The organism is Halopenitus salinus (assembly GCF_042662125.1).
GTDB lineage: Archaea > Halobacteriota > Halobacteria > Halobacteriales > Haloferacaceae > Halopenitus > Halopenitus salinus.
On record NZ_JBHSXL010000006.1, the window covers coordinates 253,012 to 273,574 of the forward strand.

The 20,563-nt window shown below is 69.0% G+C and carries 21 protein-coding genes; 12 read left to right on the top strand and 9 right to left on the bottom strand.

What is annotated here, in order from left to right; translation table 11 throughout:
* Positions 1 to 191 precede the first annotated feature (191 nt).
* Positions 192 to 551 (top strand): thioredoxin, encoded by a 360-nt coding sequence (trxA, locus tag ACFQE9_RS07505; RefSeq protein ID WP_379742671.1) that lies wholly within the window; start codon positions 192 to 194, stop codon positions 549 to 551.
* 129 nt (positions 552 to 680) lie between these two features.
* Entirely contained in the window at positions 681 to 1,466 is a 786-nt protein-coding gene (locus ACFQE9_RS07510) for a DUF5806 family protein (RefSeq protein ID WP_379742674.1), read from the top strand.
* 4 nt (positions 1,467 to 1,470) lie between these two features.
* Here ACFQE9_RS07510 and azf read toward each other — a convergent pair whose 3' ends face one another.
* The 7 genes from azf to ACFQE9_RS07545 form a co-directional block, all read right to left on the bottom strand.
* Positions 1,471 to 2,265, bottom strand: a complete 795-nt coding sequence (azf, locus tag ACFQE9_RS07515; RefSeq protein WP_379742677.1) for an NAD-dependent glucose-6-phosphate dehydrogenase Azf — start codon at positions 2,263 to 2,265, stop codon at positions 1,471 to 1,473.
* Between the two features lie 104 nt (positions 2,266 to 2,369).
* Complete coding sequence (locus tag ACFQE9_RS07520; RefSeq protein ID WP_379742680.1) at positions 2,370 to 2,723, bottom strand: cell division protein SepF; 354 nt, start codon at positions 2,721 to 2,723, stop codon at positions 2,370 to 2,372.
* Between the two features lie 66 nt (positions 2,724 to 2,789).
* On the bottom strand, positions 2,790 to 3,794 hold the full coding sequence (locus tag ACFQE9_RS07525; protein WP_379742682.1) for an ornithine cyclodeaminase family protein: 1,005 nt from the start codon (positions 3,792 to 3,794) through the stop codon (positions 2,790 to 2,792).
* A 190-nt stretch (positions 3,795 to 3,984) separates the two neighbouring features.
* Entirely contained in the window at positions 3,985 to 5,619 is a 1,635-nt protein-coding gene (gene thsB / locus ACFQE9_RS07530; protein WP_379743065.1) for a thermosome subunit beta, read from the bottom strand.
* A 414-nt stretch (positions 5,620 to 6,033) separates the two neighbouring features.
* Positions 6,034 to 6,213 carry a hypothetical protein gene (locus ACFQE9_RS07535; protein WP_379742685.1) on the bottom strand — a complete coding sequence of 60 codons (180 nt, stop codon included), beginning with the start codon at positions 6,211 to 6,213 and terminating at the stop codon, positions 6,034 to 6,036.
* 81 nt (positions 6,214 to 6,294) lie between these two features.
* Positions 6,295 to 6,984, bottom strand: a complete 690-nt coding sequence (locus ACFQE9_RS07540; protein ID WP_379742688.1) for a protein sorting system archaetidylserine decarboxylase — start codon at positions 6,982 to 6,984, stop codon at positions 6,295 to 6,297.
* A 24-nt stretch (positions 6,985 to 7,008) separates the two neighbouring features.
* Complete coding sequence (locus tag ACFQE9_RS07545; protein ID WP_379742691.1) at positions 7,009 to 8,058, bottom strand: AAA family ATPase; 1,050 nt, start codon at positions 8,056 to 8,058, stop codon at positions 7,009 to 7,011.
* A 102-nt stretch (positions 8,059 to 8,160) separates the two neighbouring features.
* Between ACFQE9_RS07545 and rnz the strand changes: the two genes are divergently transcribed.
* The gene (rnz, locus tag ACFQE9_RS07550) at positions 8,161 to 9,093 is read left to right on the top strand and encodes a ribonuclease Z (protein WP_379742694.1); all 933 of its coding nucleotides are present in this window, start codon (positions 8,161 to 8,163) and stop codon (positions 9,091 to 9,093) included.
* Positions 9,094 to 9,195: 102 nt separating this feature from the next.
* The gene (locus tag ACFQE9_RS07555; RefSeq protein ID WP_379742697.1) at positions 9,196 to 11,244 is read left to right on the top strand and encodes a DUF460 domain-containing protein; all 2,049 of its coding nucleotides are present in this window, start codon (positions 9,196 to 9,198) and stop codon (positions 11,242 to 11,244) included.
* Positions 11,245 to 11,850: 606 nt separating this feature from the next.
* Here the strand turns inward: ACFQE9_RS07555 and ACFQE9_RS07560 are convergent.
* On the bottom strand, positions 11,851 to 12,114 hold the full coding sequence (locus ACFQE9_RS07560) for a hypothetical protein (protein ID WP_379742699.1): 264 nt from the start codon (positions 12,112 to 12,114) through the stop codon (positions 11,851 to 11,853).
* Positions 12,115 to 12,212: 98 nt separating this feature from the next.
* On the opposite strand from ACFQE9_RS07560, the gene ACFQE9_RS07565 reads away from it, so the two are divergent.
* From ACFQE9_RS07565 to ACFQE9_RS07585, 5 genes are all read left to right on the top strand, one after another.
* Complete coding sequence (locus ACFQE9_RS07565; RefSeq protein ID WP_379742702.1) at positions 12,213 to 13,202, top strand: tyrosine--tRNA ligase; 990 nt, start codon at positions 12,213 to 12,215, stop codon at positions 13,200 to 13,202.
* Between the two features lie 189 nt (positions 13,203 to 13,391).
* Positions 13,392 to 13,679 carry a translation initiation factor eIF-1A gene (eif1A, locus tag ACFQE9_RS07570; protein WP_379742705.1) on the top strand — a complete coding sequence of 96 codons (288 nt, stop codon included), beginning with the start codon at positions 13,392 to 13,394 and terminating at the stop codon, positions 13,677 to 13,679.
* Positions 13,680 to 13,769: 90 nt separating this feature from the next.
* Positions 13,770 to 15,371, top strand: coding sequence for an aminodeoxychorismate synthase, component I (gene pabB / locus ACFQE9_RS07575; RefSeq protein WP_379742708.1), 1,602 nt, complete (start codon positions 13,770 to 13,772; stop codon positions 15,369 to 15,371).
* Positions 15,364 to 16,023 (top strand): anthranilate synthase component II, encoded by a 660-nt coding sequence (locus ACFQE9_RS07580; protein ID WP_379742710.1) that lies wholly within the window; start codon positions 15,364 to 15,366, stop codon positions 16,021 to 16,023. The genes pabB and ACFQE9_RS07580 overlap by 8 nt, the downstream gene beginning before the upstream one ends.
* Positions 16,020 to 16,931, top strand: a complete 912-nt coding sequence (locus tag ACFQE9_RS07585; RefSeq protein ID WP_379742713.1) for an aminotransferase class IV — start codon at positions 16,020 to 16,022, stop codon at positions 16,929 to 16,931. The genes ACFQE9_RS07580 and ACFQE9_RS07585 overlap by 4 nt, the downstream gene beginning before the upstream one ends.
* Positions 16,932 to 16,946: 15 nt before the next feature.
* On the opposite strand, the gene ACFQE9_RS07590 is transcribed toward ACFQE9_RS07585, so the two are convergent.
* A complete protein-coding gene (locus ACFQE9_RS07590) occupies positions 16,947 to 18,038 on the bottom strand; it encodes a putative sulfate/molybdate transporter (protein WP_379742715.1) in 1,092 nt (363 codons plus the stop codon).
* A 160-nt stretch (positions 18,039 to 18,198) separates the two neighbouring features.
* Here ACFQE9_RS07590 and ACFQE9_RS07595 point away from each other — a divergent pair, with 160 nt between their 5' ends.
* From ACFQE9_RS07595 to ACFQE9_RS07605, 3 genes are all read left to right on the top strand, one after another.
* Positions 18,199 to 18,540, top strand: a complete 342-nt coding sequence (locus ACFQE9_RS07595; RefSeq protein WP_379742718.1) for a hypothetical protein — start codon at positions 18,199 to 18,201, stop codon at positions 18,538 to 18,540.
* A gap of 121 nt (positions 18,541 to 18,661) precedes the next feature.
* Positions 18,662 to 19,657, top strand: a complete 996-nt coding sequence (locus ACFQE9_RS07600) for a beta-ribofuranosylaminobenzene 5'-phosphate synthase family protein (protein WP_379742721.1) — start codon at positions 18,662 to 18,664, stop codon at positions 19,655 to 19,657.
* A gap of 31 nt (positions 19,658 to 19,688) precedes the next feature.
* Positions 19,689 to 20,525: an RAD55 family ATPase gene (locus tag ACFQE9_RS07605; protein ID WP_379742724.1), complete on the top strand. Its 837-nt coding sequence runs from the start codon at positions 19,689 to 19,691 to the stop codon at positions 20,523 to 20,525.
* The last annotated feature ends 38 nt before the right edge of the window (positions 20,526 to 20,563 follow it).

Genomic DNA, 20,563 nt, shown 5'->3' on the forward strand with positions numbered 1-20,563 from the left:
ACGGAGGGAACGCGTGTTTCGGGACGAAGACGGAGACGAACGGCGGAAAACGCGGAATGCGTGCGGGATGGAGCGAAGGGAGGACACGCGTGGCGTCGCCGACCGACGGTTGGAACGCCGGCGAACGTGTACATCTATATTGTTCAAACTACCCAAAACTCTTAATTACGACGGCGGCCTACCGAAGGGTGATGGCAACGACATCAGGTTCCGATTCGAGCGGCGTCTCCCACGATGAACCGGTTCACGTCGACGACGAGCAAGCCCTCACGAAGCTCGTCGAGGGTGGCGGCGTCGTCCTCGTGGACTTCTATGCCGACTGGTGCGGTCCGTGCCAGATGCTCGAGCCGGTCGTCGAGACGCTGGCCGACGAGACCGACGCGACGGTCGCGAAGGTCGACGTCGACGCCAACCAGACGCTCGCGAGCACCTTCGGCGTCCGCGGCGTTCCGACGCTCGTGCTCTTTGCGGACGGCGAGCAGGTCGAGGAGATCGTCGGGGCCCAGCCCGAAGAGCGGCTCCGATCGCTCGTCGAGAAGTACGCCGCGTAGGACCGGGAATCGACTCGGGACGGGAATCACGACGGGAACGAGGCGAGTTCACGTGTTCGTGGACGGCTCGCCGGCTTCCCGGTCGGTCGACGGGGAACGCTTTTGCCCGCCGGTCGGGTTAGCGAACGTATGAGCGAGGACCAGGGTGCGGCGTCGGGGACGTCGGAGTCGGTCGATCGCGACGGGACGGACGACCGGGAACCGGTCGACGAGGGGAGGCCGGACGAGGCAACCACCAGCGGCGAGGCCGGCAACGGGAAAGCCGCCGGCGACGGGAGCGACAGTGGGAAAGCCGACGACGACGGCAAAACCGCCAGCGACGAGGCTGGCGAGGAAGCGACCGAACGCGAGGGCGCTGACTCGAGCGAGGTCCCGCCGGACGTCCGCAAGTACGAGCGGTTCAAGAAGATGGACGGCGCCCAGTACGACCGGGTCAACGAGTTCCTGCGCGATCGGACCTACATCACCGCACGGGAGTGGGCGATAGCCAGGCTGTGTGCGGACTTCCGGACGGAGACGGGCGTGGAGATGACGAAGATCGGCGAGAACCTCCCCGAGCTGGTTCCGTTCATGACGGACACGTACACGCCCCAGGCCGTGAACCAGGCGCGACACTCCTTCGAGGGGAAGGTGACGAAGGCCGGCGCGACCTTCCTCTACGGCGCGATGTCCGGCTTCTTCACCGCGGAGGACGTCGACGAGATGATGTACGAGGTGACGGAGATCGCGAAGTTCCTGCTGGAGGTCGAGGGCGTCGACCTGGACGTCGAGGACGAACTCGAGGCCGAAGAGCGGATCTCGAGCGTGATGCGGGAGGTCCGCGAGTCGAGCCAGCGGGTTCGCGGAGAGGAGGTCCGGTGCCCGGAATGCGGCCACGTCCACGAGGTGAGCGGGGACGAAGATCCCGGGGAGTGACCGCTCACCCGTCGTCGCCGTCCATCGGGTCGCCCTCGAAGGTGTACTCCGCGGAGTTGTCGCGCGGGTCGTATCCGAGGACCTCGCGGGCGCGCTCGATGGAGTAGTACTTGCGGTCGTTGTCGGAGATGCCGTAGACGATCTCGAAGCCGTAGTCCGCTCGCAGACAGCGGTCGAACAGGTGGGCACAGTCGCGGTGGGAGAGCCACATCGCCTGTCCGCGCTCGTACTCGCGCGGGGGGTGAGAGCGCGTCAGGTTGCCGATCCGGACGCAGACGACGTCGATCCCGTACTCGTCGTGGTAGAACCGTCCGAGCAGTTCGCCGGTCGCCTTCGAGACGCCATAGAGGTTCGAGGGACGGGGAAACTCGGTCCCGTCGAGGCGGTAGTCGTCGTCGCTGCGGTACATGCCCGGCGTTCGTTCGTCCGTCTCGTAGTGGCCGACGGCGTGGTTCGAGGAGGCGAACGCGACGCGCTCGACGTCGGCATCGACGGCGGCCTCGAATATCGTCCGGGTCCCGTCGATGTTGTTCCGGAGCACGCTGTCCCAGGGCGCGTCCGTCCGCGGATCGCCCGCGAGGTGGATCACGGCCTCGACGCCCTCCATGGCCTCCCGGACGGCCTCGAAGTCGGTGACGTCGGCGACGTATCGATCGGCGGCGCTGACGCGGTCGGGGACCCGATCGGATGCGAGCGGCTCGCGGTCGAGAAGTCGCCAGTCGTACTCGCTACCGATCCCCCGGAGAACGGCCTGGCCGACCCGTCCCCCCGCACCGGTGAGCAGGACTGGCTTCGACATTCACTGGATCATCGGGGGGTTACCGGGAAATATCGTGCGATCCGCCGCGACATGTCGTGTGATCCGCGGCGACAGATCCCGCGATCCGCGGCTGCGTCGGCGGCTCACTCCAGCTTCTGTCTGGAGATGGAGACCCCGGTGGGCGTCAAAATGAGCTGGTCGTCGCCCTTTTGAACGATGTCGCCGTCGACCTCGTCTGCGACCTGTCGCAGCTCGTCGATGATGTGCTCGATGGTCCGATCCGAGGTGGAGTGGCGGGTGATGTCCGCGATGACGAAGTCGCCGTCGTAGACGGCGTCCTTGATCGCGATGACGTCGGTCTTGTCGCTTATCTCCGCGATGTGGACCTGCGTTCCGGCCTCTCCCGGCGGCTCGGCGAAGTCGTCGAGGTCGAGTTCGACGTAGTCGTCGACGGAGCGGTTGCCCCCGCCGCCGAGGATCTTACTCATGATTCCCATACCATCCAGTGTCGCCGAGACCGCATTAGTTCTTACGTCAGACGCGGTTCGCGAGCGACCCTCGGATCACGTCTCGAACCGGCCCGCGAGCCCGAGCAGATCGAAGGCGTATCCCGCGCCGTTGGCGTCGGCAGCCTCGTAGACGACGTGTGCGGCCGCGACGTCCTGGATCGCGAGCCCCGTCGAGTCGAAGACGGAGAGTCCGTCCTCCGGCGTCCGCCCCGGCTTCTTGCCCGTCACGATCTCGCCGATCTCGCCGTAGACGTCGTCGGCGTCGAGGATGCCCGCGCTCCAGGGGACGTTGATCTCCCCGGAGTGGGTACACTGTTCGAAGTCGTCGATGACGAGTTTCGCGTCCAGGAGGACCTCGTCGGCGATCTCGTGTTTGCCGGCCGCGTCCGCGCCCATGGCGTTGATGTGGGTCCGGTCGCCGACCATCTCGCGTGTCACGATCGGCTCCTCGACCGGGGTGACCGTCGAACAGACGTCACAGGCGGCCGCCTCGGCCGGAGTCCCCTCTCGGACGGCAAATCGGTCCTCGAAGGCCTCCACGAATCGGCCGACTCGGTCCTCGTCGATGTCGCTCACGACGACCTCCTCGATGGGCCGGATCGTCGCGATCGCCTCGAGTTGGGTGTACGCCTGTACGCCCGCGCCGACGATCCCGAGCGATCGCGCGTCCTCGATCGCGAGGTGGTCGGTCGCGACCGCCGCGGCCGCGCCGGTCCGGTTCATCGTCAACTCCGTGCCGTCCATGATCGCACGGGGGAAAGCGGTCTCCGGCTCGGAGTAGATCATCGTCCCCATCACGGTCGGGAGGCCGTACTCCGAGGGGTTTCGCGTGTGGACGTTCACCCACTTGACGCCCGCCGCGTCCCAGTCGCCGACGTCGAGGTAGGCCGGCATCGACCGGAAGTCGCCCTCGTACTGCGGGAGGTCGATGTAGGACTTCGCCGGCATGCGGACGTCGCCGCGCTCGTAGGCCGCGAAGGCCGCCTCGACCGCGTCGATCAGCCGGTCCATCTCGGCGTACGACGCGACGTCCTCGGAATCCAAAAGCAGCGTCTCCATGGGTGACGGTTCGCCTGACACACACTTGAGAGGCTCGGCCGAAGCCGGACAGGGGACGGAAGCGGGAACGAAAGCGGAATCGAACCAAAGCGGAACCGAACGAAGGGAAGATGACGAACGTTTCGAGAACGGCTCGGAACGCGTGAGAGATCGACGGGTGGGGTGAGAGCGGGAGTTTCGACCGGCCGGCTTACATCATGCCGCCCATGCCGCCGCCCATTCCGCCCATGCCGCCGGCGCCGCCGGGGGCGCCCTCGTCGTCGCCGCCGGAGGTGGACAGATCGCCCGCGGCGATGATGTCGTCGATCTTGAGGACGAGGTTCGCGGCCTCGGTGGCAGACGAGAGCGCCTGCTCTTTGGCGTGGGCGGTCTCGACGACCCCGGCGTCGAAGGTGTCGACGACGTCGCCGGAGAAGACGTCGAGGCCGGCGCGCTGGTCGCCCGACTCGTGGGCCGCGCGCAGATCGACGAGCAGGTCGATGGAGTCGAGGCCGGCGTTTCCGGCGAGCACGCGGGGGACGAGCTCGAGGGCGTCCGCGAACGCCTCGACGGCGAGCTGTTCGCGGCCCTCGATGGAGTCGGCGTAATCACGGAGTCGGCTCGCGAGTTCGACCTCGATGGCGCCGCCGCCGGCGAGCGTGCGCCCGTCGGCGACGGTGGTCGAGACGACGTCGAGCGCGTCGTTGACGCCGCGTTCGAGCTCGTCGACGACGTGGTCGGTGGAGCCGCGAAGCAGCAGCGTGACGCCGTGTGAGTTCGGTCCCTCGACGTAGAACAGCTCGTCCTCCTGGTCACGGCGGATGGTTCCCGTCGCGAGGTCGTCGGCCTCGAGGTCGTCGAGGTCGCTCACGATGGGCGCGTCGAGGACGTTCTTGAGGAACCCGAGGTCGGACTTCTTGGTCCGGCGGACCGCGAGGATTCCCTGGCGAGCCAGGTAGTGCTGGGCGAGGTCGTCGATGCCCTTCTGACAGAAGACCACGTCGGCGCCCGACTCGACGATCTTGTCGACCTTGCCGCGAAGCTCGGCCTCCTCCTTGTCGAGGAACTGCTGGAGCTGGTCGGGGGTCTCGATGGAGACGGAGGTGTCGACGTCGGCCTCCTCGACCTCGATCGGCTCGTCGAGGAGCAGAACGTTCGCGGACTCGAAGTCGGTCGGCATCCCGTCCTGGACGGGATCCTTGTTGATGACCGCGCCCGAGAGGAGCTCGGAGGCGCTCGCGGGACGGCCCGTCTGCGTCTCGATCTTCAGGTTCTGGAGGTCGACGACGTGGGAGCCGTCGTCCGCTTTGACGGTGACGGCCTGAACGGCGCGTACGACGAGGTCGGCGAGGGTGTCCTTGTCGAGCTCGGCGCCCTTTCCGGTCATCGAGGTCTCGGCGACAGAACGGAGAAGGTCATCGTCCTCGGGGTCGACCTGCTCTGCGATCTCGTCGATCTCCTCGCGGGCGTACTCGCTCGCGAGGGAGAATCCCTTGATGACCGCCGTCGGATGGATGTCCTGATCGATGAGGTCCTCGGCGTTCTTGAGGAGTTCGCCCGCGATCGCAACGGCGGTCGTAGTGCCGTCGCCGGCCTCGTCCTCCTGTGTCTCCGCGACCTCGATGATCATCTCGGCCGTCGGGTTGTCGATGTCCATCTCCTTGAGGATGGTGACCCCGTCGTTCGTGATGGTGACGTCGCCCATCGAGTCGACGAGCATCTTGTCCATCCCCTTCGGGCCGAGCGTCGATCGAACCGCCTCGGCGACGGCGCGGGCCGCCGAGATGTTGTACTCCTGGGCGTCCTTGTCCTTGACGCGCTGGGCGTCGTCGCCCATGATGATCATCGGCTGTCCCTGCTGCATTCGTTGACTCATAGACGAGCGAAGATTGATTGTGATTCTATATAAACGCTTCGTCACCGGACGGAGGTGGAGGACGGGGAGTCCACAATCGAGGATCGATTAAATCGAGAGATGCGAGGACGATCTACCCAATATTGTGTGACATATTAGCACGATGTGGGCGGAGGCGGTACGGTCGCTCACGGGGTTGTTTAAGTGAATGGGATGGGAGCACGGGGTCGCACGGAGGGAAATACTGGCTCACTCTGACGGACGACTGACCCGCCCTGACGGACGACCGCCTCGATCTCCTCGAACCACCGAGCCTCGTGGGAGACTCCCGAGCAGTCGCCGACGATCCAGTCGCTCACACAACGGATCGAGACGACAAGAACGGAACACGCGATCGACGCGGGATCAGGCGTCGAGGTCGGCGTCGGCGTCAGCGTCGACGTCCTCGGCGAGAAGGTCGCCGTCTATCCCTTCCGGTTCGGGCGGCTCGTCTTCGGCCGTGAGTTCGCGTTTCGCGAGCCTGTTCTCCAGCTGGCGACGCTTGTCCTTGCCCTTCTTCTCGCGTCCCGATTTGGTGTCCGGCATCGATCTATGGTAACACCCCACACATACAAGAAGGTTTCCACCGGAAAGGTGGCCGTATCGATCGGACCACCGAGCTCCGAGTCACCGATCGACGAGAAGGGTCTCGCCGGCGCGAACGGTCTCACCCTCGCGCACACACAGGTCCTCGCGCTCGACCGACGGGGGAAACAGCACGTCCGCCCGCGAGCCGAAGGAGACGTGGCCGACGCGCTGACCGCGCTCGAGGTCGTCACCGACGGAGACGGACGGGTGGATCCGCCGGGCGAACCACCCGGCGATGAGGAACAGCTCGTAGTCCCCGCAGTCGATCACGACCTGCTCGTTGCGGTCGGAATCCTTGCTGAAGGCGGGCCTGTAGGCCCCCGGTCGGTGGCGAACGTCCTGCACCGTGCCGGACAGGGGCGCGCGGTTCACGTGGACGTCGGTGACGTTCATGAACACCCCGACCCGCAGGCGGTCGCCCTCCTCGCGGATCGTCGAAACGGTCCCGTCGGCGGGAGAGACTGCGGGGAGGGCGGACTCGGAATCGGACTCGGAACCAGAACTGGACGCCTCGGGCGTCGACCGATCGGGGTCCCGGTGGAACCAGAGGATCGCGACCGCAAGCGTCCACAGTGCGATTCCGATCGGCGGCGAGAACACGAGGACTGCGGCGCCGATCAGGGCCGGAATCCGCGCGAGCCCCCAGGCGTCAGCGACGACCGAAAACGGAAGCATTCGGGCGATCGGCGGCTCGGACGGCGCCGGCTCGCGCGTCGACGACGAGGTCATCGGTTCCTACCTCCGGACATCGGTTCAGGCCTCCACGGATTCGCGGATCCCGCCCTCGAGCGTGTCCCGGTCCGCGGCCCAGGCCGCCAACAGGTGGGTGAGGTGGAGCCGGTCGTCGAGCCCCTCGGCGAGGTCGAGGGAGGTCTCGCCGGCGAGCTTGTGCAGCCGCTTCAGATCGTCGCCGCCGTAGGTCGATCCCGCGCGGGCGACCCGCAGCAGCTCGCGAAGCAAGTCCTCCCCGGAGTATCCCTCCTCGTCGAGGAGGTCCTCGATCGTGCTCCTGGCGTCCGACAGCTCCCCGTCCTCGGCCGCCGCGAGCGCCTCGCGGATCGCCTCGTCGTGGCCGATCTCCCCGAGCGTCTCGTAGGCGGTCGACATGGTGATCTCGCCGCCCTCGACGGCGGTCGCCTGCGCGGAGAGGATCGCCCGACGAAGGTCGCCGCCGGCGGCGCTGGCGAGGAACTCCAGGCCGTCGTGGTCGTAGGTGGCCTCCTCGCGGTCGGCGATCGTTTCGAGGACGTCGATCGTCTCCTCGACGGTGGGCGCGCGCATTTGAACCGGGAAACACCGCGATCGGATCGGGGGGATCAGCTTCGTCGGCTGACGGGTGGTGATGACGAACTGCGTCGTGCGGTGATACTGCTCCATCACGCGCCGCAGCGCCTGCTGGAAGTCCTCGCGGACCGACTCGGCGTTGTCGAGGACGACCGTCTTGTACTCGCCGCTCATCGGGGCGTACGCCGCCGACTCCTTGAGCACGCGGTTGATCATGTCGCGTTTGGCCAGCCGGCTGCGTCCCGAGAGGAACGACTCGAAGCGCGGGTCGGTGCGGATCTCCTTTTTGCTGCGATCGAAGAAGTCCGCCACGTTGATCTCGATCAGGTCGTTTTCCGGATCGGCGTGCGCCTCGCGGGCCAGCGCGCGCGTCGCCGCCGTCTTGCCGACACCCGGCGGCCCCTGAACCACCAGGTTCATCGGCTCCTCGAGCGCACGCTCGAACCGCTCTCGCGCCTCGGTCTGGCGGATCTCCGAGAGGTCCGGCGCGTGCCGCTCCGTCCACAGCGGTCCGTCCATTACCGATCCATGGGCGACGGGTGCTCAAGAATCGGTCGATCGGGTGGTCGTGATGGAGCCCCTTTCGACACCGGTTTATAAGCGCCGTCCGCAGGTACGAGCATGTCTCTTCGCGTGCGATTCCTCGGGACCGGCGGCGCCGTCCCGACCACCGAGCGGGCTCCGAGTTCCCTCCTCGTGAATCGCGAGGGAGACCGCCTGCTCTTCGACTGCGGGGAGGGAACCCAACGCCAGATGATGCGGTTCGCGACGGGCTTTTCGGTCGACCACGTCTTCATCACCCACCTCCACGGCGACCACGTCCTCGGGCTTCCGGGACTCGTCCAGACGATGGACTTCAACGATCGCGAGCGACCCCTCGCGATCCACTGTCCGCCGAACACGAAGCGTGACCTCCACGACCTGGTCCACGCCGCCGGCCACGAGTCGGCCTTCCCGGTGCGGATCGCCGAGGTCTCGCCCGGCTCCGTCGCGCTGGAAGCCGACGAGTACGAGGTCCGCGCCTTCGAGACCGACCACCGCACGCGCTCGCAGGGGTACGCGCTCGTGGAGGACGACCGGCTGGGACGGTTCGACCGGCCGAAGGCCGAGGAGCTCGGCGTTCCGCCCGGCCCGGAGTTCGGGACGCTCCACGAGGGCGAGCCGGTCGAACTGGAGGACGGAACGGTCGTGCGACCCGAGCAAGTCGTCGGGCCGCCCCGTCCCGGCCGGCGATTCGTCTACACCGCCGACACGCGCCCGCAGAACCGGACCGTCGAGGTCGCGGCCGACGCCGACCTGCTCGTCCACGACGCCACCTTCGGCGACGACATGGCCGAACGCGCCAGACAGACCGCCCACTCGACCGGCCGCGAGGCCGGCGAGATCGCCGCCCGGGCCGGCGCGAAACGGCTCGTGCTCACCCACATCTCCTCGCGGTACGCCGGGGACGCCTCCGCGATCGAGGCCGAGGCGCGCGAGGCGTTCGACGGCGAGTGTTTCGTCCCCGACGACGGACAGCTGATCGAGGTTCCGTATCCCGACGCCGACGGGTAGGGAAGCTCACGGGCGACGGTGGGGAGGACCGACGTCGCCGCTTTCACTCCCCTCACCCCCACCGGCGTGGGGTATTTACCCGTCGATCGCCTATCGTCTTCCGTGACTGCCGGGACCATCCGCGCCCTCGACCGGCCGGTGTTCGGCGTCGACGTCCAAAGCGGCGACGTCCGCGGCGACGCGCCCTCCTACGCGCTCGTGACCCTCACGCCCGTCGACGAGGACGACGAGGAGGCGGCGGCGGAGCTTCCCGACGTCGAGGGGCCCATCGCCCGGATCGACCGCGACGTCGTCTCCCTCCGGAAGCTCCTGCGGCTGATCGACGACCGCGAGCCGGCGCGGATCGCCACCGACAACGCCTACGAGCTCGCCGCCGACAAGGGCGAACTCGTCCAGCTCCTCCGGTCGCTGCCGGACGGCACCCGCCTCGTGCAGGTGACCGGCGCGGAGCGACCCGAGCCCCTCTCGCGGGTCGCCTCCCGCCACGGAATCCCCTACGAGTCCGACCCGATGGCCGAGGCGGAGGCGTCCGCGCGCCTCGCCGCGGCGAACGTCGGCCACGAGGTGTCCGCCTTCACCGACGAGACGACCGTCAAGGTCGCCCGGGGGCGCTCGACCGGCAAGGGCGGGTGGAGCCAGGACCGCTACACCCGCCGGATCCACGGCAACGTCAAAAAGCGGAGCCGCGAGGTCGAATCGGAGCTCCGCTCCGCGAACCTCGAGTACGACCGGGACGTGACGGAGAAGTACGGCGGCTACGCGAACGCCGTCTTCACCGTCGAGGCCCGCCCCGAGGACATCCCCGTCTCGAGCTCGCGGGCAGGGGACGTCCGCGTCGAGATCGAACGCGAGCGGCGCGACGGGATCGAGTTCGATCCGCTGGTCGAGCGGCGCGACCACGTGATCGTCGGCATCGATCCGGGCACGACCACCGCGGTCGCCGTCGTCGGGTTCGACGGCACGGTCCACGACGTCCACTCGACGCGGACCGCGGACTCTGGCGACATCACGGAGTGGATAGTCGAACGCGGCCGGCCGGCGATCGTCGCCGCGGACGTCGAGCCGATGCCCGAGACCGTAGAGAAGTTCCGCCGGTCCTTCGACGCCGCCGGGTGGATCCCCGAGACCGACCTCCCGGTCGACGAGAAGCTCCACCGGACCCGGGAGGTCGACACCGACGACGACCACCAGCGCGACGCGCTCGCCGCGGCGCTCTTTGCGCTCGACGATCACGCCGACCAGTTCGAGCGGATCGCGGAGAAGACCCCGCCGCGGATCGACCGGGACGCCGTGATCGCCCGCGTCGTGGGCGACGAGCGGTCCGTCGAGTCGGCCATCGCCGACCTCCGGGACGACGGGTCGAACGACGGAGGCGGTTCCGGCGGCAACGGCGGCGAGGAGGCCGGATCCGACGAGCCGGACCGCACGGAGGAGGAACGCGAGATCCGACGGCTCCGCGACCGCGTCGACCGCCTCGAGGGACACGTCGACGACCTCACGGACAAACTCGAGGCGCGCGACGACCGGATCGAGGAACTCGAGGGCGAACTCACGGAGGCCAAACGCGAGGAGCGGATCGAGGCCCGCGAGCGCCGATCGGTCTCCCGGCTCGAGCGGGAGACGGACCGGCTCGAGCGCGAGCGCGACGAGGCTCGCGAGCGGGTCGACGAGCTGGAGGAGAAGCTCGAGCGCCTGAAGGCGCTCTGGAAGCTCGACCACTCCGACTTCGCCGACGTCGCGGCGGGTCGCGATCTCCTCGCGGTGAAGCCCGTCGATCAGTTCACCCTCGACGCGATCGAGACGGCCGACCGCGAGTACGGGCTCGCCCCCGGCGACGTGGTCTACCTGCGCGACGCCTCAGGGGCCGGCCGCCGGAGCGCGCGACGGCTCGCGGAGACGGAACCGCGGCTCGTCCTCCGGGAGGGGAACCTCTCGGATGCGGCCGACGCGGTGCTCTTCGACGCGTCGATCCCGGTCGCGCCGGCCGAGCAGGTCACGATCCAGGAGGTCGACGAGCTGGCGGTCGCACGCGAGAGCGAGGTCGAGGCCGCGATCGACGACTGGGAGCGGCGGGCCGAAGCGCGCGAGCGGGAACGGAACGCGGAGATGGTCGATCAGATCATCTCGGAACACCGCGCCGATCGGCCGTGATCGGCGGCATCACCCGCGTAACCGAGCAGGACGATCGCGAGGGGAAGCCGAGCGAGTAGGAAGCCGATCGAGAAAACGGTGAACGGACGGGACGGATGCGGCGATCGGTGGACGAACGGATCGCCCCCCGGATCTCCCGGCGTTTTCGTGGGACCAGCGGCGATTTCGCGCCTGGCGCCGTCGTCGGCTGGGACGACGGCTCGCGTTTGGCGGGACATCCGTGGACCGCCGCCGGGGCGGTCCCGACCGTTCCGCTCGGCGTTCGCCCGTCGACGCCGGGTCGTGGCTCGCGTCGCTTCCCCGGTGCCGGGAGAGGGATCGCGGGGCGGTCTCCGATCCCTTCGAGCGGGTCGGTCGCGGGCGGATCCTCGATCGGACGTGTCGGACGTCGTCGAAATCGCCCGTTCACACGGCGGTTGCCGCCCGCCGGCGGCGGTCTCGTCCGGTGGTGTTCTCGGTCGACGGGCGGCGGTTCGTGGACGTCGAGTCGGTGGGATTCGGTTTCGGCTCGATACGCGGGATCGGCGCGGGCGGTGGGTCACTCAATACATGGGTTCACCGTTATCGGGACTTTATTTACGATACGGTTCTATTACGTCCAATCATTCATTCTTTGTCTTCCTCTTCACGTGATATTGCGATGTACGTCTGGGATATAAACGTGATCCTTAAACACCTTGCACAATTCTGGAGAGTCATAACGGGACGCGACATCGCGAGGCCACAACCGGACGTCTCGTCGTGAACCTCGTCCCGTTCGATCTCCTCCCGCTCGATCGTCGCTTCGATCGCTCGACGGGCGTCGAGCCCGGAGATTCCGCGTGTCCACCGATACCGCGCTTTCGCGTCCGTTGTGCCGTTCTCGACCACCCTCCGTTCTCGACCACGACGCCGTTCCCGATCGCTGCGCGATTCTCGGCCGCTGCGCTTTCAGAAGTCATATCCGGGCGGTCCCCGAGGTGACCCGTATGGACGCCTACGAGTTGATCACCCGGAACGCCGCCGAGGTGGTCACGAAGGAGGAGATCGAGGCGCTGGCCGACGACCCCGACGGGAAGCGGGCGTACGTCGGCTACGAGCCCTCGGGCGTCCTCCACATCGGGCACATGCTCACCGCGAACAAGCTGATCGACCTCCAGGAGGCCGGCTTCGAGGTCACCGTCCTCCTCGCCGACGTCCACGCCTACCTCAACGACAAGGGCTCCTTCGAGGACATCCGCCGGACCGCGGAGCGGATGCGCGACCAGTTCATCGCCTACGGTCTCGACGAGGGCCGCACGCAGTTCGTGCTCGGCTCCGACTTCCAGCTCGAGGACGACTACACCCTCGATCTCCACGCCCTGGAACTGGAGACGACGCTCGCCCGCGCCGAGCGAGCGATGGCCGAGATCAAATCCGGCGACGCCGTGAAGGTCTCACAGGCCGTCTACCCGTTGATGCAGGCGCTCGACATCCCGTACCTCGGCGTCGATCTGGCCGTCGGCGGGATGGAACAGCGGAAGGTCCACATGCTCGCACGCGACGTCCTTCCGAGCATCGACCGCAAGCCCCCGACGAGCCTGCACACCCCGCTCATCGCGGACCTCGCCTCCGGGGTCGGCAAGATGTCCTCCAGTACGGGCGTCACCATCTCGATGGAGGACGCCACCTCGGAGATCGAGACGAAGGTCGAGAAGGCGTACTGTCCGCCGACCGCCGACCCGGAACCTGACGACGAGGGACGCGAACGGGAGAACCCGGTCCTCCAGATCTTCGAGTACCACGTCTTCCCGCGGTTCGACCGCGTCGTCGTCGAGCGTCCCGAGGAGTACGGCGGCGACCTCGAGTACGAGAGTTATCCGGAACTGGAGGCCGACCTCGAGTCCGGCGAGCTGCACCCCGCCGACGCCAAGCCCGCGCTCGCCTCCTACCTCGATCGGCTCATCGCTCCGGGCCGCGAACAGCTGCACAACCAGTAGTCCCTCCTCACGCTCCCCGGTTCGTTCTCCTCCGCCCACTCTCCCCCGGCGCTCGACGGTGCCGAAGGGGTCGAAGGTACCGGAGTTCGCTCGTCGGACGTTCACCGGATCGAACGCTCACCGGGACCGGACGCTCACCGCCGAACGACGTCCGGCGGGTTTAAACCGCGACGGATCGAATCGCCCCCCATGAGCGACGACGGCGACGGTCGGCGCGACCTCCGGATGCCAGACGACGACGAGGTGTTCGCGGAGGTCACCGACATGCTCGGCGCGAACCGCGTGAAGGTTCGGTGTGCGGACGGCACGGAACGTACCGCCCGCATCCCCGGACGGATGCAAAAGCGAATCTGGATCCGCGAGGACGACATCGTCCTCGTGGAGCCGTGGGACTGGCAGGACGAGAAGGCCGACATCACCTGGCGCTACGAGAAGAACGAGGCCGACCAGCTTCGCGAGGAAGGCCACATCCAGTAGCGGGAGTCGCCCCCGATCGAGGCGACCCCTTCGCCGTTCTCCCGGCGTTCGGACCGAAACCGTTTCACCCACACTCGCGAACCATCACGCATGCGTCTGCGTACCGACCGCGACGCGTTCCGTTCGGTCGCGGTCGACGCCCCGTCGGGCGCCCGCGTTCCGGTCGAGGCGCGCCTCGAGGTCGACGATCCCTTTCTCGCCTACCGGCGCGCCCGGGAGGGCCCCGGCGGCGCCGTCCTCGAGACCACGGGCGGCCAGTCCGGCTGGGGCTACTTCGGCGTCGAGCCGGCGGAGCGCCTCCGAGTCTCCCCGGAGGCCGTACTCGCCGACCGCGAGAGCGGTCCCGGATCGAACGCAGCCGAGCGCCACGGGAGCGATCGCTCCCCGACGCTCTCGGCACTCGAGGAGCTGATCGCCGGTGAGCGGTTGGTTCGCGGCGACTGTACGGTGCCGTATCCCTGCGCCGCGATCGGATGGATCGCCTACGACGTCGCCCGGGAGCTCGAGGATCTCCCCGAGTCCGCCATCGACGACCGTGGCCTCCCGCGGCTTCAGTTCGCCGTCTACGACACGCTCGCCGCGTGGAGGTGTCCGTGCGACTCGCCCGTCGAACTCCGGCTCGTTCGGTGTCCGAGGGTGCCCGGAGGCGATGACGGGGAAGACGGCGCTCGCCTCGATCGGATCCACGCCGAGGCGGTCGAGGCGCTCTCGGCGTTCGCCGATCGCATCGAGACCGGCGATCCCGAGGTCGGCCCCGCGCCGGTCGACGCCGACGCGGCCGCCTTCGAGAGCGACTGCGGGCGTGCGGCCTTCGCGGACCGCGTTCGCCGCGTGAAGGAGTACGTCCGCGCCGGCGACACCTTCCAGGCGAACGTCTCAAAGCGACTCGTCGCCCCCGCGGCGGTCCATCCCGTCGAGGCCTTCGACGCGCTCCGGGAGGTGAACCCGGCCCCCTACTCCGGGCTGTTGGAGTTCGCTCGCGGCGACCGCGGCGTCGATCTGGTCTCAGCGAGCCCCGAGCTCCTGCTCGAGCGCGAGGGCGATCGGCTGGTCACCGAACCGATCGCCGGCACGCGTCCGCGCGGCGACACCCCGGCGGCCGACGCCGCCCTCGAGGCGGAGCTGCGGGCCGACGAGAAGGAGCGCGCCGAACACGCCATGCTGGTCGACCTCGAGCGCAACGACCTCGGGAAGGTCTCCGCGTTCGGCTCGGTCGACGTCCCGGAGTACCGCCGCGTCGACCGCTACTCGGAGGTGATGCACCTCGTCTCGCTGGTCGAAGGTCGCGCTCGCGATGACGTCTCGCTCGCCGACGCCGTCGCCGCCTGTTTCCCGGGCGGGACCATCACGGGCGCGCCGAAGCCGCGGACGATGGAGATCATCGACGAGCTCGAGGCGACACAGCGCGGACCCTACACCGGGTCGATGGCGATCGTGGGGTTCGACGGGCGCGCGACGCTCAACATCCTCATCCGGACGCTCGTCCGCCACGCCGGCGAGTACCACCTCCGGGTCGGCGCCGGAATCGTCGACGACTCGGATCCGGACGCCGAGTACGAGGAGACGCTCGACAAGGCCCGCGGGCTCGTCAACGCGGTCGACGAGGCGCTCGCCGACGGGGAGTTGCGCGTGGAAACGACCGCGACCTCGGAGATCGGTCCGGATGGCGAGGAGGGGACGACCGATGTCTGAGGGCGACGGGTGCAACTCCCCCTCGTCGATCGAGTGGCACACCGGATCGGGGGACGCCGAGGACGGTCCGCGGATCCTCGTGATCGACAACTACGACTCGTTCGTCTACAACCTCGTCCAGTACGTCGGAGAGATCGCGGGAGCGGTCGCGGTCCGCCGCAACGACGCGATCACGACCGAGTGGATCCGGGCCGTCGACCCCGACGGGATCGTGGTCTCGCCGGGGCCAGGAACGCCCGACGACGCCGGGGTCTCGGTCCCACTGTTCGACCTCGAATACCCGACGCTCGGGGTCTGTCTCGGCCACCAGGCGCTCTGTGCCCGACACGGCGCGACCGTCTCGCGGGCCCCCGAGGTGGTCCACGGCAAGCCCTCCGGCGTCTCCCACGACGGGGTCGGCGTCTTCGCGGGGCTCCCGGATCCGATCGAGGTCGGCCGGTACCACTCGCTTCGGGTCGAGCGCGGGACCCTCCCCGACGCGCTCGTCGAGACCGCCCGCACCGCCGACGGCCGCGGAGTCGTGATGGGCGTCCGCCACCGCGATCGACCCCACGTCGGCGTCCAGTTTCACCCCGAGAGCGTGTTGACCGATCACGGCATGCGGCTGGTTCGAAACTTCGTCGACCTGTGCGACTCGGGGGGCGAGCCATGACCGAGGGCGCGACCGGCGACGGGGACGACGGGTCGTCCCGCCTGTTTCACGTCGACGGGGATCTGGTTCCCGCCGACGAAGCCACCGTGAACGTCCGGGATCGGGGGTTCATGTACGGCGACGCCGCCTTCGAGACGCTGCGCGCCTACGGCGGCACGGTCTTCGAGTGGGAGGCGCACGCCGATCGGCTCGCGAACACCTGCGAGGCGCTCGCCCTCGATCACGGGCTGACGCGGAGGGGCCTCAAATCGCGGATCGATCGCACCCTCGAGGCGAACGACCTCGAGGACGCCTACCTCAAGCTCTCCGTCTCCCGGGGCGTCCAGCCCGGAACGCTCGATCCCGACCCGGAGGTCGACCCGACCGTGGTCGTCTACGCGCGCCCGCTCGTCCGCGGCGGCCTGGACGGCGAGCCCGTCTTCGAGGGCCCCGCGACGGTTCGGACCGTCGAGACCCGACGCGTCCCCGACGCGTGTCTTCCGGCGACGGCGAAGACGCACAACTACCTCCCCGGTATCCTGGCCCGGATCGAGGCGCGAGAGGCCGATCCGGACGCCGACGAGGCCCTGCTCTGTGACGCCGACGGCCACCTCGCGGAGGGCGCGACCTCGAACGTCTTCTTCGTCTCCGGGAACGTCCTGCGGACGCCGAGTCTCGATGGACCCGTCCTGGCGGGGATCACCCGACGCGTCGTCCTCGATCTCGCGGCCGAGGAGGGGATCCCGATCGAGGAGGGGACCTGCGACCCGGCGGACGTTCGGGAAGCCGACGAGGCGTTCCTCACCAACACGACCGCCGAGGTCCGGCCGATCGGGACGGTCGACGGCGTCGCGGTCGGCGGCGGGCCGGTCACGCAGTTGCTCTCGCGGCTGTTCGACCGGCAAGTCGAGCGGGCGTGCTACCGGTGATCGTCCGCGCCGGTCTCACCGCCGACGCTCGATCGCGAGGTGGACGAGGACGCCGAGCAGGAACGCGACTCCGAGGTTGACGAGGAGCGCGCCGACGCCGATGGCCACGGACAGCGGGAGGTTCGAGGACTCGAGGACGCTCCGCGACAGCGAGAACGCGACGACCGCGAGCAGCACGCCGAGGAGCGCCATGGGAAACGCCGCGAGCAACGCGGAGGTCGCGAGGAGGGCCGCCGCGACGTAGCCGACGCCGAGGATCACGTTCGCGCCGCCGGTGCGGGCGCCGAAGGCGTGTTTTCCGGCGACACCGTCGCAGCCGTGACACATCGGGATCCCGCCGATGGGCACGGCCAGGAGGTTCATCACGCCCATGCTCGTCGACAGGTCGTCGGCCGGGACCTCGGCGTCGAATCGGTCGGCGAAAAGCAGCGAGGTCGCGAACGCGGCGTTGCCGACCGTCATCGCGAGCTGGGCGAACGCCCCCTCCGCCGCCCGCCGCGTGAGTCCGGCCGAGAGGTCGGGGAGCGCCGGCGCACCCGGTAGCTGCGGCGTGGGAACCCCCGCCGTTGCGATGGTCGCAAGCGCGCCGGCGAGGAGGACAACGAGCGCGCTCGCGCTCCCGTATCCCGCCGCCACGGACGCCGCGACGATCGCGAGCCCGACGGCGGCGACGGTCGGGTCCGTCGCGGCGATCGAAATCGCCGTCTGGAGCAGGATCAGACCGACCGCGAGCTGGACGCCTCGAACCACGGGTTCCCCGATCCAGCGTTCGACCGCCGAGAGCGCCCCCGAGACGCCGAGGACGAGCAACACGACGCCGAGCGCGAGGCCCGAAAGCGCCAGCTCGGCGTGGGTCAGCCCGCCCGCGATCGCGAGCGCCGCCAGCGCCTTCATCGGCTCGACGGAGACCGGCAGCCCGTAGACGACGCCCCAGACGACCTGGAAGACGCCGAACGCGACGAGCACGTTCGGGAGCGACACCTCCGTGACGACCGCGAGCGCGACCACGAGCGGCAGGACCGTGATCGAATCCCCCACCGCGCCGGTTACCTCGCTCCGTGAGAACTCGATCCGGCGGTCCGTTCCGATATCGACAGTGACGGCCACGACGGGAGGGTAGGACGCGCCCGGACTTCACGCTGTTCGGTGCCGTCGTACGGTTTCTCGACCGCATCGGAGTGACCCAAAGTGGTTGCACGGACCCGACGAAACGGACGAGGACCCGCTCGGAGCGGACGTTTATTCGGTTCGGCGCGTACGATCCGACATGGACGACGATGCGCCCGCCGTCACCGACGGCGACGGGAGCGACCTCGAGCGCCTCGTTCGGGCCGCGACGGCGGTCGCGGAGTCGACGGAGTGGATCGATCCCGACGTCGTCGCGGACGCCGCTCGCTATGCCCGCGAGGAGGTCGGAACGGGACGCACGCGCTACCGAACCCTGCTCGCGGACGTGGCGGGAGCGCGGCTCGCCGGACGGGACGTCGACGACGGGACGGGTGACGTGGAGGAGGAATCCGACCGGCGCGCGGTCGCCTACGCTCGGCTCCGCGACCTCGTCGAGCGTCGACGCTCGCGGGAGAACGACGTCGAGGGACTCTTCGAGTGAGGGGCGAGGGGCGACGCGGGGATGGGCTCGCGCTGGGTCGTCGTGCCATCGAGTTCCGACGACGGCAAGCCCCGCCTGCGGTGGGTCCCTTATCCGTCCGGACGTCGAAACTCGACCCGACATGGCCCGCGTCGTCGCCGGCGCCCGACTCCACTTCGGGTTCGCGAACCTGAGCCTCTCACACGAGCGGCTCTACGGGGGCGTCGGCGTCGCGATCGACGAGCCGACCGTCGAGGTTCTCGCGGAGCCGTCGTCGACCATCGACGTCGAGATCCGGACGGGGGAAACCGGATCGCTTCGCGTGGACGTCGCCGAGTACGCCGAGCGGGCGTGTGAGATCCTCGACGTCTCCGGCGCGTCCATCGCCGTTCGGTCGTCGATCCCGAGACACGCCGGGCTCGGGAGCGGCACGCAGATCGCGCTCGCGACCCTGGCGGGCGTCGCCCGAGCCCACGACCGCGAGGCACGCGTCCGTGAGCGTGCCCCGCGTCTCGGTCGCGGGGGGCGGTCCGGACTCGGCGTCGCGAGCTTCGAGGCGGGCGGATTCCTCCTCGATGCCGGCCACCCGACCGCGCGGTTCACCACGAAGCGCCCGCCGGCCGGCGAGTGGGAGGTTCCGGCAGTTGCCGCCCGCCACGCGATCCCGGACGACTGGCGGTTCCTCGTGGTCTCCCCGGACGTCGATCCCGGACGCAGCGGCGAGAGCGAGGACAAGAGCATCCGAACGGCGGTCGAGCGCGCGGAGCCGGAGCTGGCCGACCGGATCGCCGGGATCCTCACGCGCCGGGCGCTGCCAGCCGTCGCCGACGGTCGCGCCGAGGCGTTCGGGGAGGCGGTCGCCGAGATCGGTCGGCTCAACGGCGCGTGGTACGCCGACGAGCAGGGCGGCGTCTACCGTCCGCCGGTCGGCGAGGTCGTGGCCGCGCTCTCGGACGCCCCGGCGGTCCACGGCGCCGGCCAGTCGTCGTGGGGGCCGGCCGTCTACGCGGTCACCGACGCCGACCGCGCCGAGGCGGCCCGCGAGGCCGGCCGGGCGGCCCTCGAGGCGGCCGGCGTCGACGGTCGCGTCCGGATCGTTCGGGGTCGCAACCGCGGCGCACGCGTCGAGCCGGCGTAACGGCTAAACGGTCCGGGGACGGCCATCCTGCATGGCGAGTTTTCCCTTCGGCATCGCGCGTCTCGACTCCATCCTCGGCGGCGGCGCTCCCCCGGGGAACGTCGTGCTGCTCGCCGGGGAGTCCGGCGCCGGCGCCCGGGAGTTCCTGTACACGAGCGTCGCGATGAACGCGCTCGCCAACGTCGACGAGGAGCTCTTCGACCTCTATTACGGGGAGCTGGCGGATGACGCCCGGGTCCCGCCCGAGATCCACTACGTCTCCTTCACCGCCGATCGGGACTCGATCGGTCGGGAGCTCGAGTACACGATGGCCGACGAGATCGCGGAGGCAGCGGTTCCGGGCATCGAGTTCGCCGACCTCTCCGTCCCCTACTTCCAGTTGAGCCCGATCCCGCGTGACTGGTACCGGAACGAGCCCTCGGAGATCCGCGATCTCGGCGCCGGCGACCGCCGCGGCGACCTCCTTTCGGAGCTGGGGGAGTACCTCACCGAGCACGCCGCCGGAAACCTCGTCGTCATCGACTCGATCACGGACCTCGTCTCGGCGGTCTCCGACGAGATGACCTGGAACGACATCGCGATGGTGATGAAGGGACTGAAGAAGGCGGCCTACCACTGGGGCGGGCTCATCCTGCTTTTGGTCAACGAGGACACCCTCTCGGAGACCGAACGCGGCACGCTGATGGACGCCGCCGGCGGGACCTTCCGGTTCTCCTGGGAGACGGGCGGATCGAAGCGCGCACGGACGATGGTCATCCGCGAGTTCCGGGGCGTGCTCTCGCGGCTGGAGGAGGAGAACATCGTCCGCTTCGAGACCGAGATCCACGACGGCGGCTTCGACATCAGCGACGTGAGAAAGATCCGGTAGGCGCCTCGATCCGCGGTCGGCTCTCTCGAGACGGACTG

Coding starts and splice junctions, on each gene's coding strand:
- ACFQE9_RS07580 (WP_379742710.1), top strand. CDS start 15,364: ATGTCTGAGGGCGACGGGTGCAACTCCCCCTCGTCGATCGAGTGGCAC.
- ACFQE9_RS07535 (WP_379742685.1), bottom strand. CDS start 6,213: ATGCCGGACACCAAATCGGGACGCGAGAAGAAGGGCAAGGACAAGCGT.
- ACFQE9_RS07540 (WP_379742688.1), bottom strand. CDS start 6,984: ATGACCTCGTCGTCGACGCGCGAGCCGGCGCCGTCCGAGCCGCCGATC.
- ACFQE9_RS07510 (WP_379742674.1), top strand. CDS start 681: ATGAGCGAGGACCAGGGTGCGGCGTCGGGGACGTCGGAGTCGGTCGAT.
- azf (WP_379742677.1), bottom strand. CDS start 2,265: ATGTCGAAGCCAGTCCTGCTCACCGGTGCGGGGGGACGGGTCGGCCAG.
- ACFQE9_RS07545 (WP_379742691.1), bottom strand. CDS start 8,058: ATGGACGGACCGCTGTGGACGGAGCGGCACGCGCCGGACCTCTCGGAG.
- ACFQE9_RS07600 (WP_379742721.1), top strand. CDS start 18,662: ATGGCCCGCGTCGTCGCCGGCGCCCGACTCCACTTCGGGTTCGCGAAC.
- eif1A (WP_379742705.1), top strand. CDS start 13,392: ATGAGCGACGACGGCGACGGTCGGCGCGACCTCCGGATGCCAGACGAC.
- ACFQE9_RS07595 (WP_379742718.1), top strand. CDS start 18,199: ATGGACGACGATGCGCCCGCCGTCACCGACGGCGACGGGAGCGACCTC.
- ACFQE9_RS07565 (WP_379742702.1), top strand. CDS start 12,213: ATGGACGCCTACGAGTTGATCACCCGGAACGCCGCCGAGGTGGTCACG.
- ACFQE9_RS07525 (WP_379742682.1), bottom strand. CDS start 3,794: ATGGAGACGCTGCTTTTGGATTCCGAGGACGTCGCGTCGTACGCCGAG.
- trxA (WP_379742671.1), top strand. CDS start 192: ATGGCAACGACATCAGGTTCCGATTCGAGCGGCGTCTCCCACGATGAA.
- ACFQE9_RS07605 (WP_379742724.1), top strand. CDS start 19,689: ATGGCGAGTTTTCCCTTCGGCATCGCGCGTCTCGACTCCATCCTCGGC.
- ACFQE9_RS07520 (WP_379742680.1), bottom strand. CDS start 2,723: ATGGGAATCATGAGTAAGATCCTCGGCGGCGGGGGCAACCGCTCCGTC.
- ACFQE9_RS07585 (WP_379742713.1), top strand. CDS start 16,020: ATGACCGAGGGCGCGACCGGCGACGGGGACGACGGGTCGTCCCGCCTG.
- pabB (WP_379742708.1), top strand. CDS start 13,770: ATGCGTCTGCGTACCGACCGCGACGCGTTCCGTTCGGTCGCGGTCGAC.
- thsB (WP_379743065.1), bottom strand. CDS start 5,619: ATGATCATCATGGGCGACGACGCCCAGCGCGTCAAGGACAAGGACGCC.
- rnz (WP_379742694.1), top strand. CDS start 8,161: ATGTCTCTTCGCGTGCGATTCCTCGGGACCGGCGGCGCCGTCCCGACC.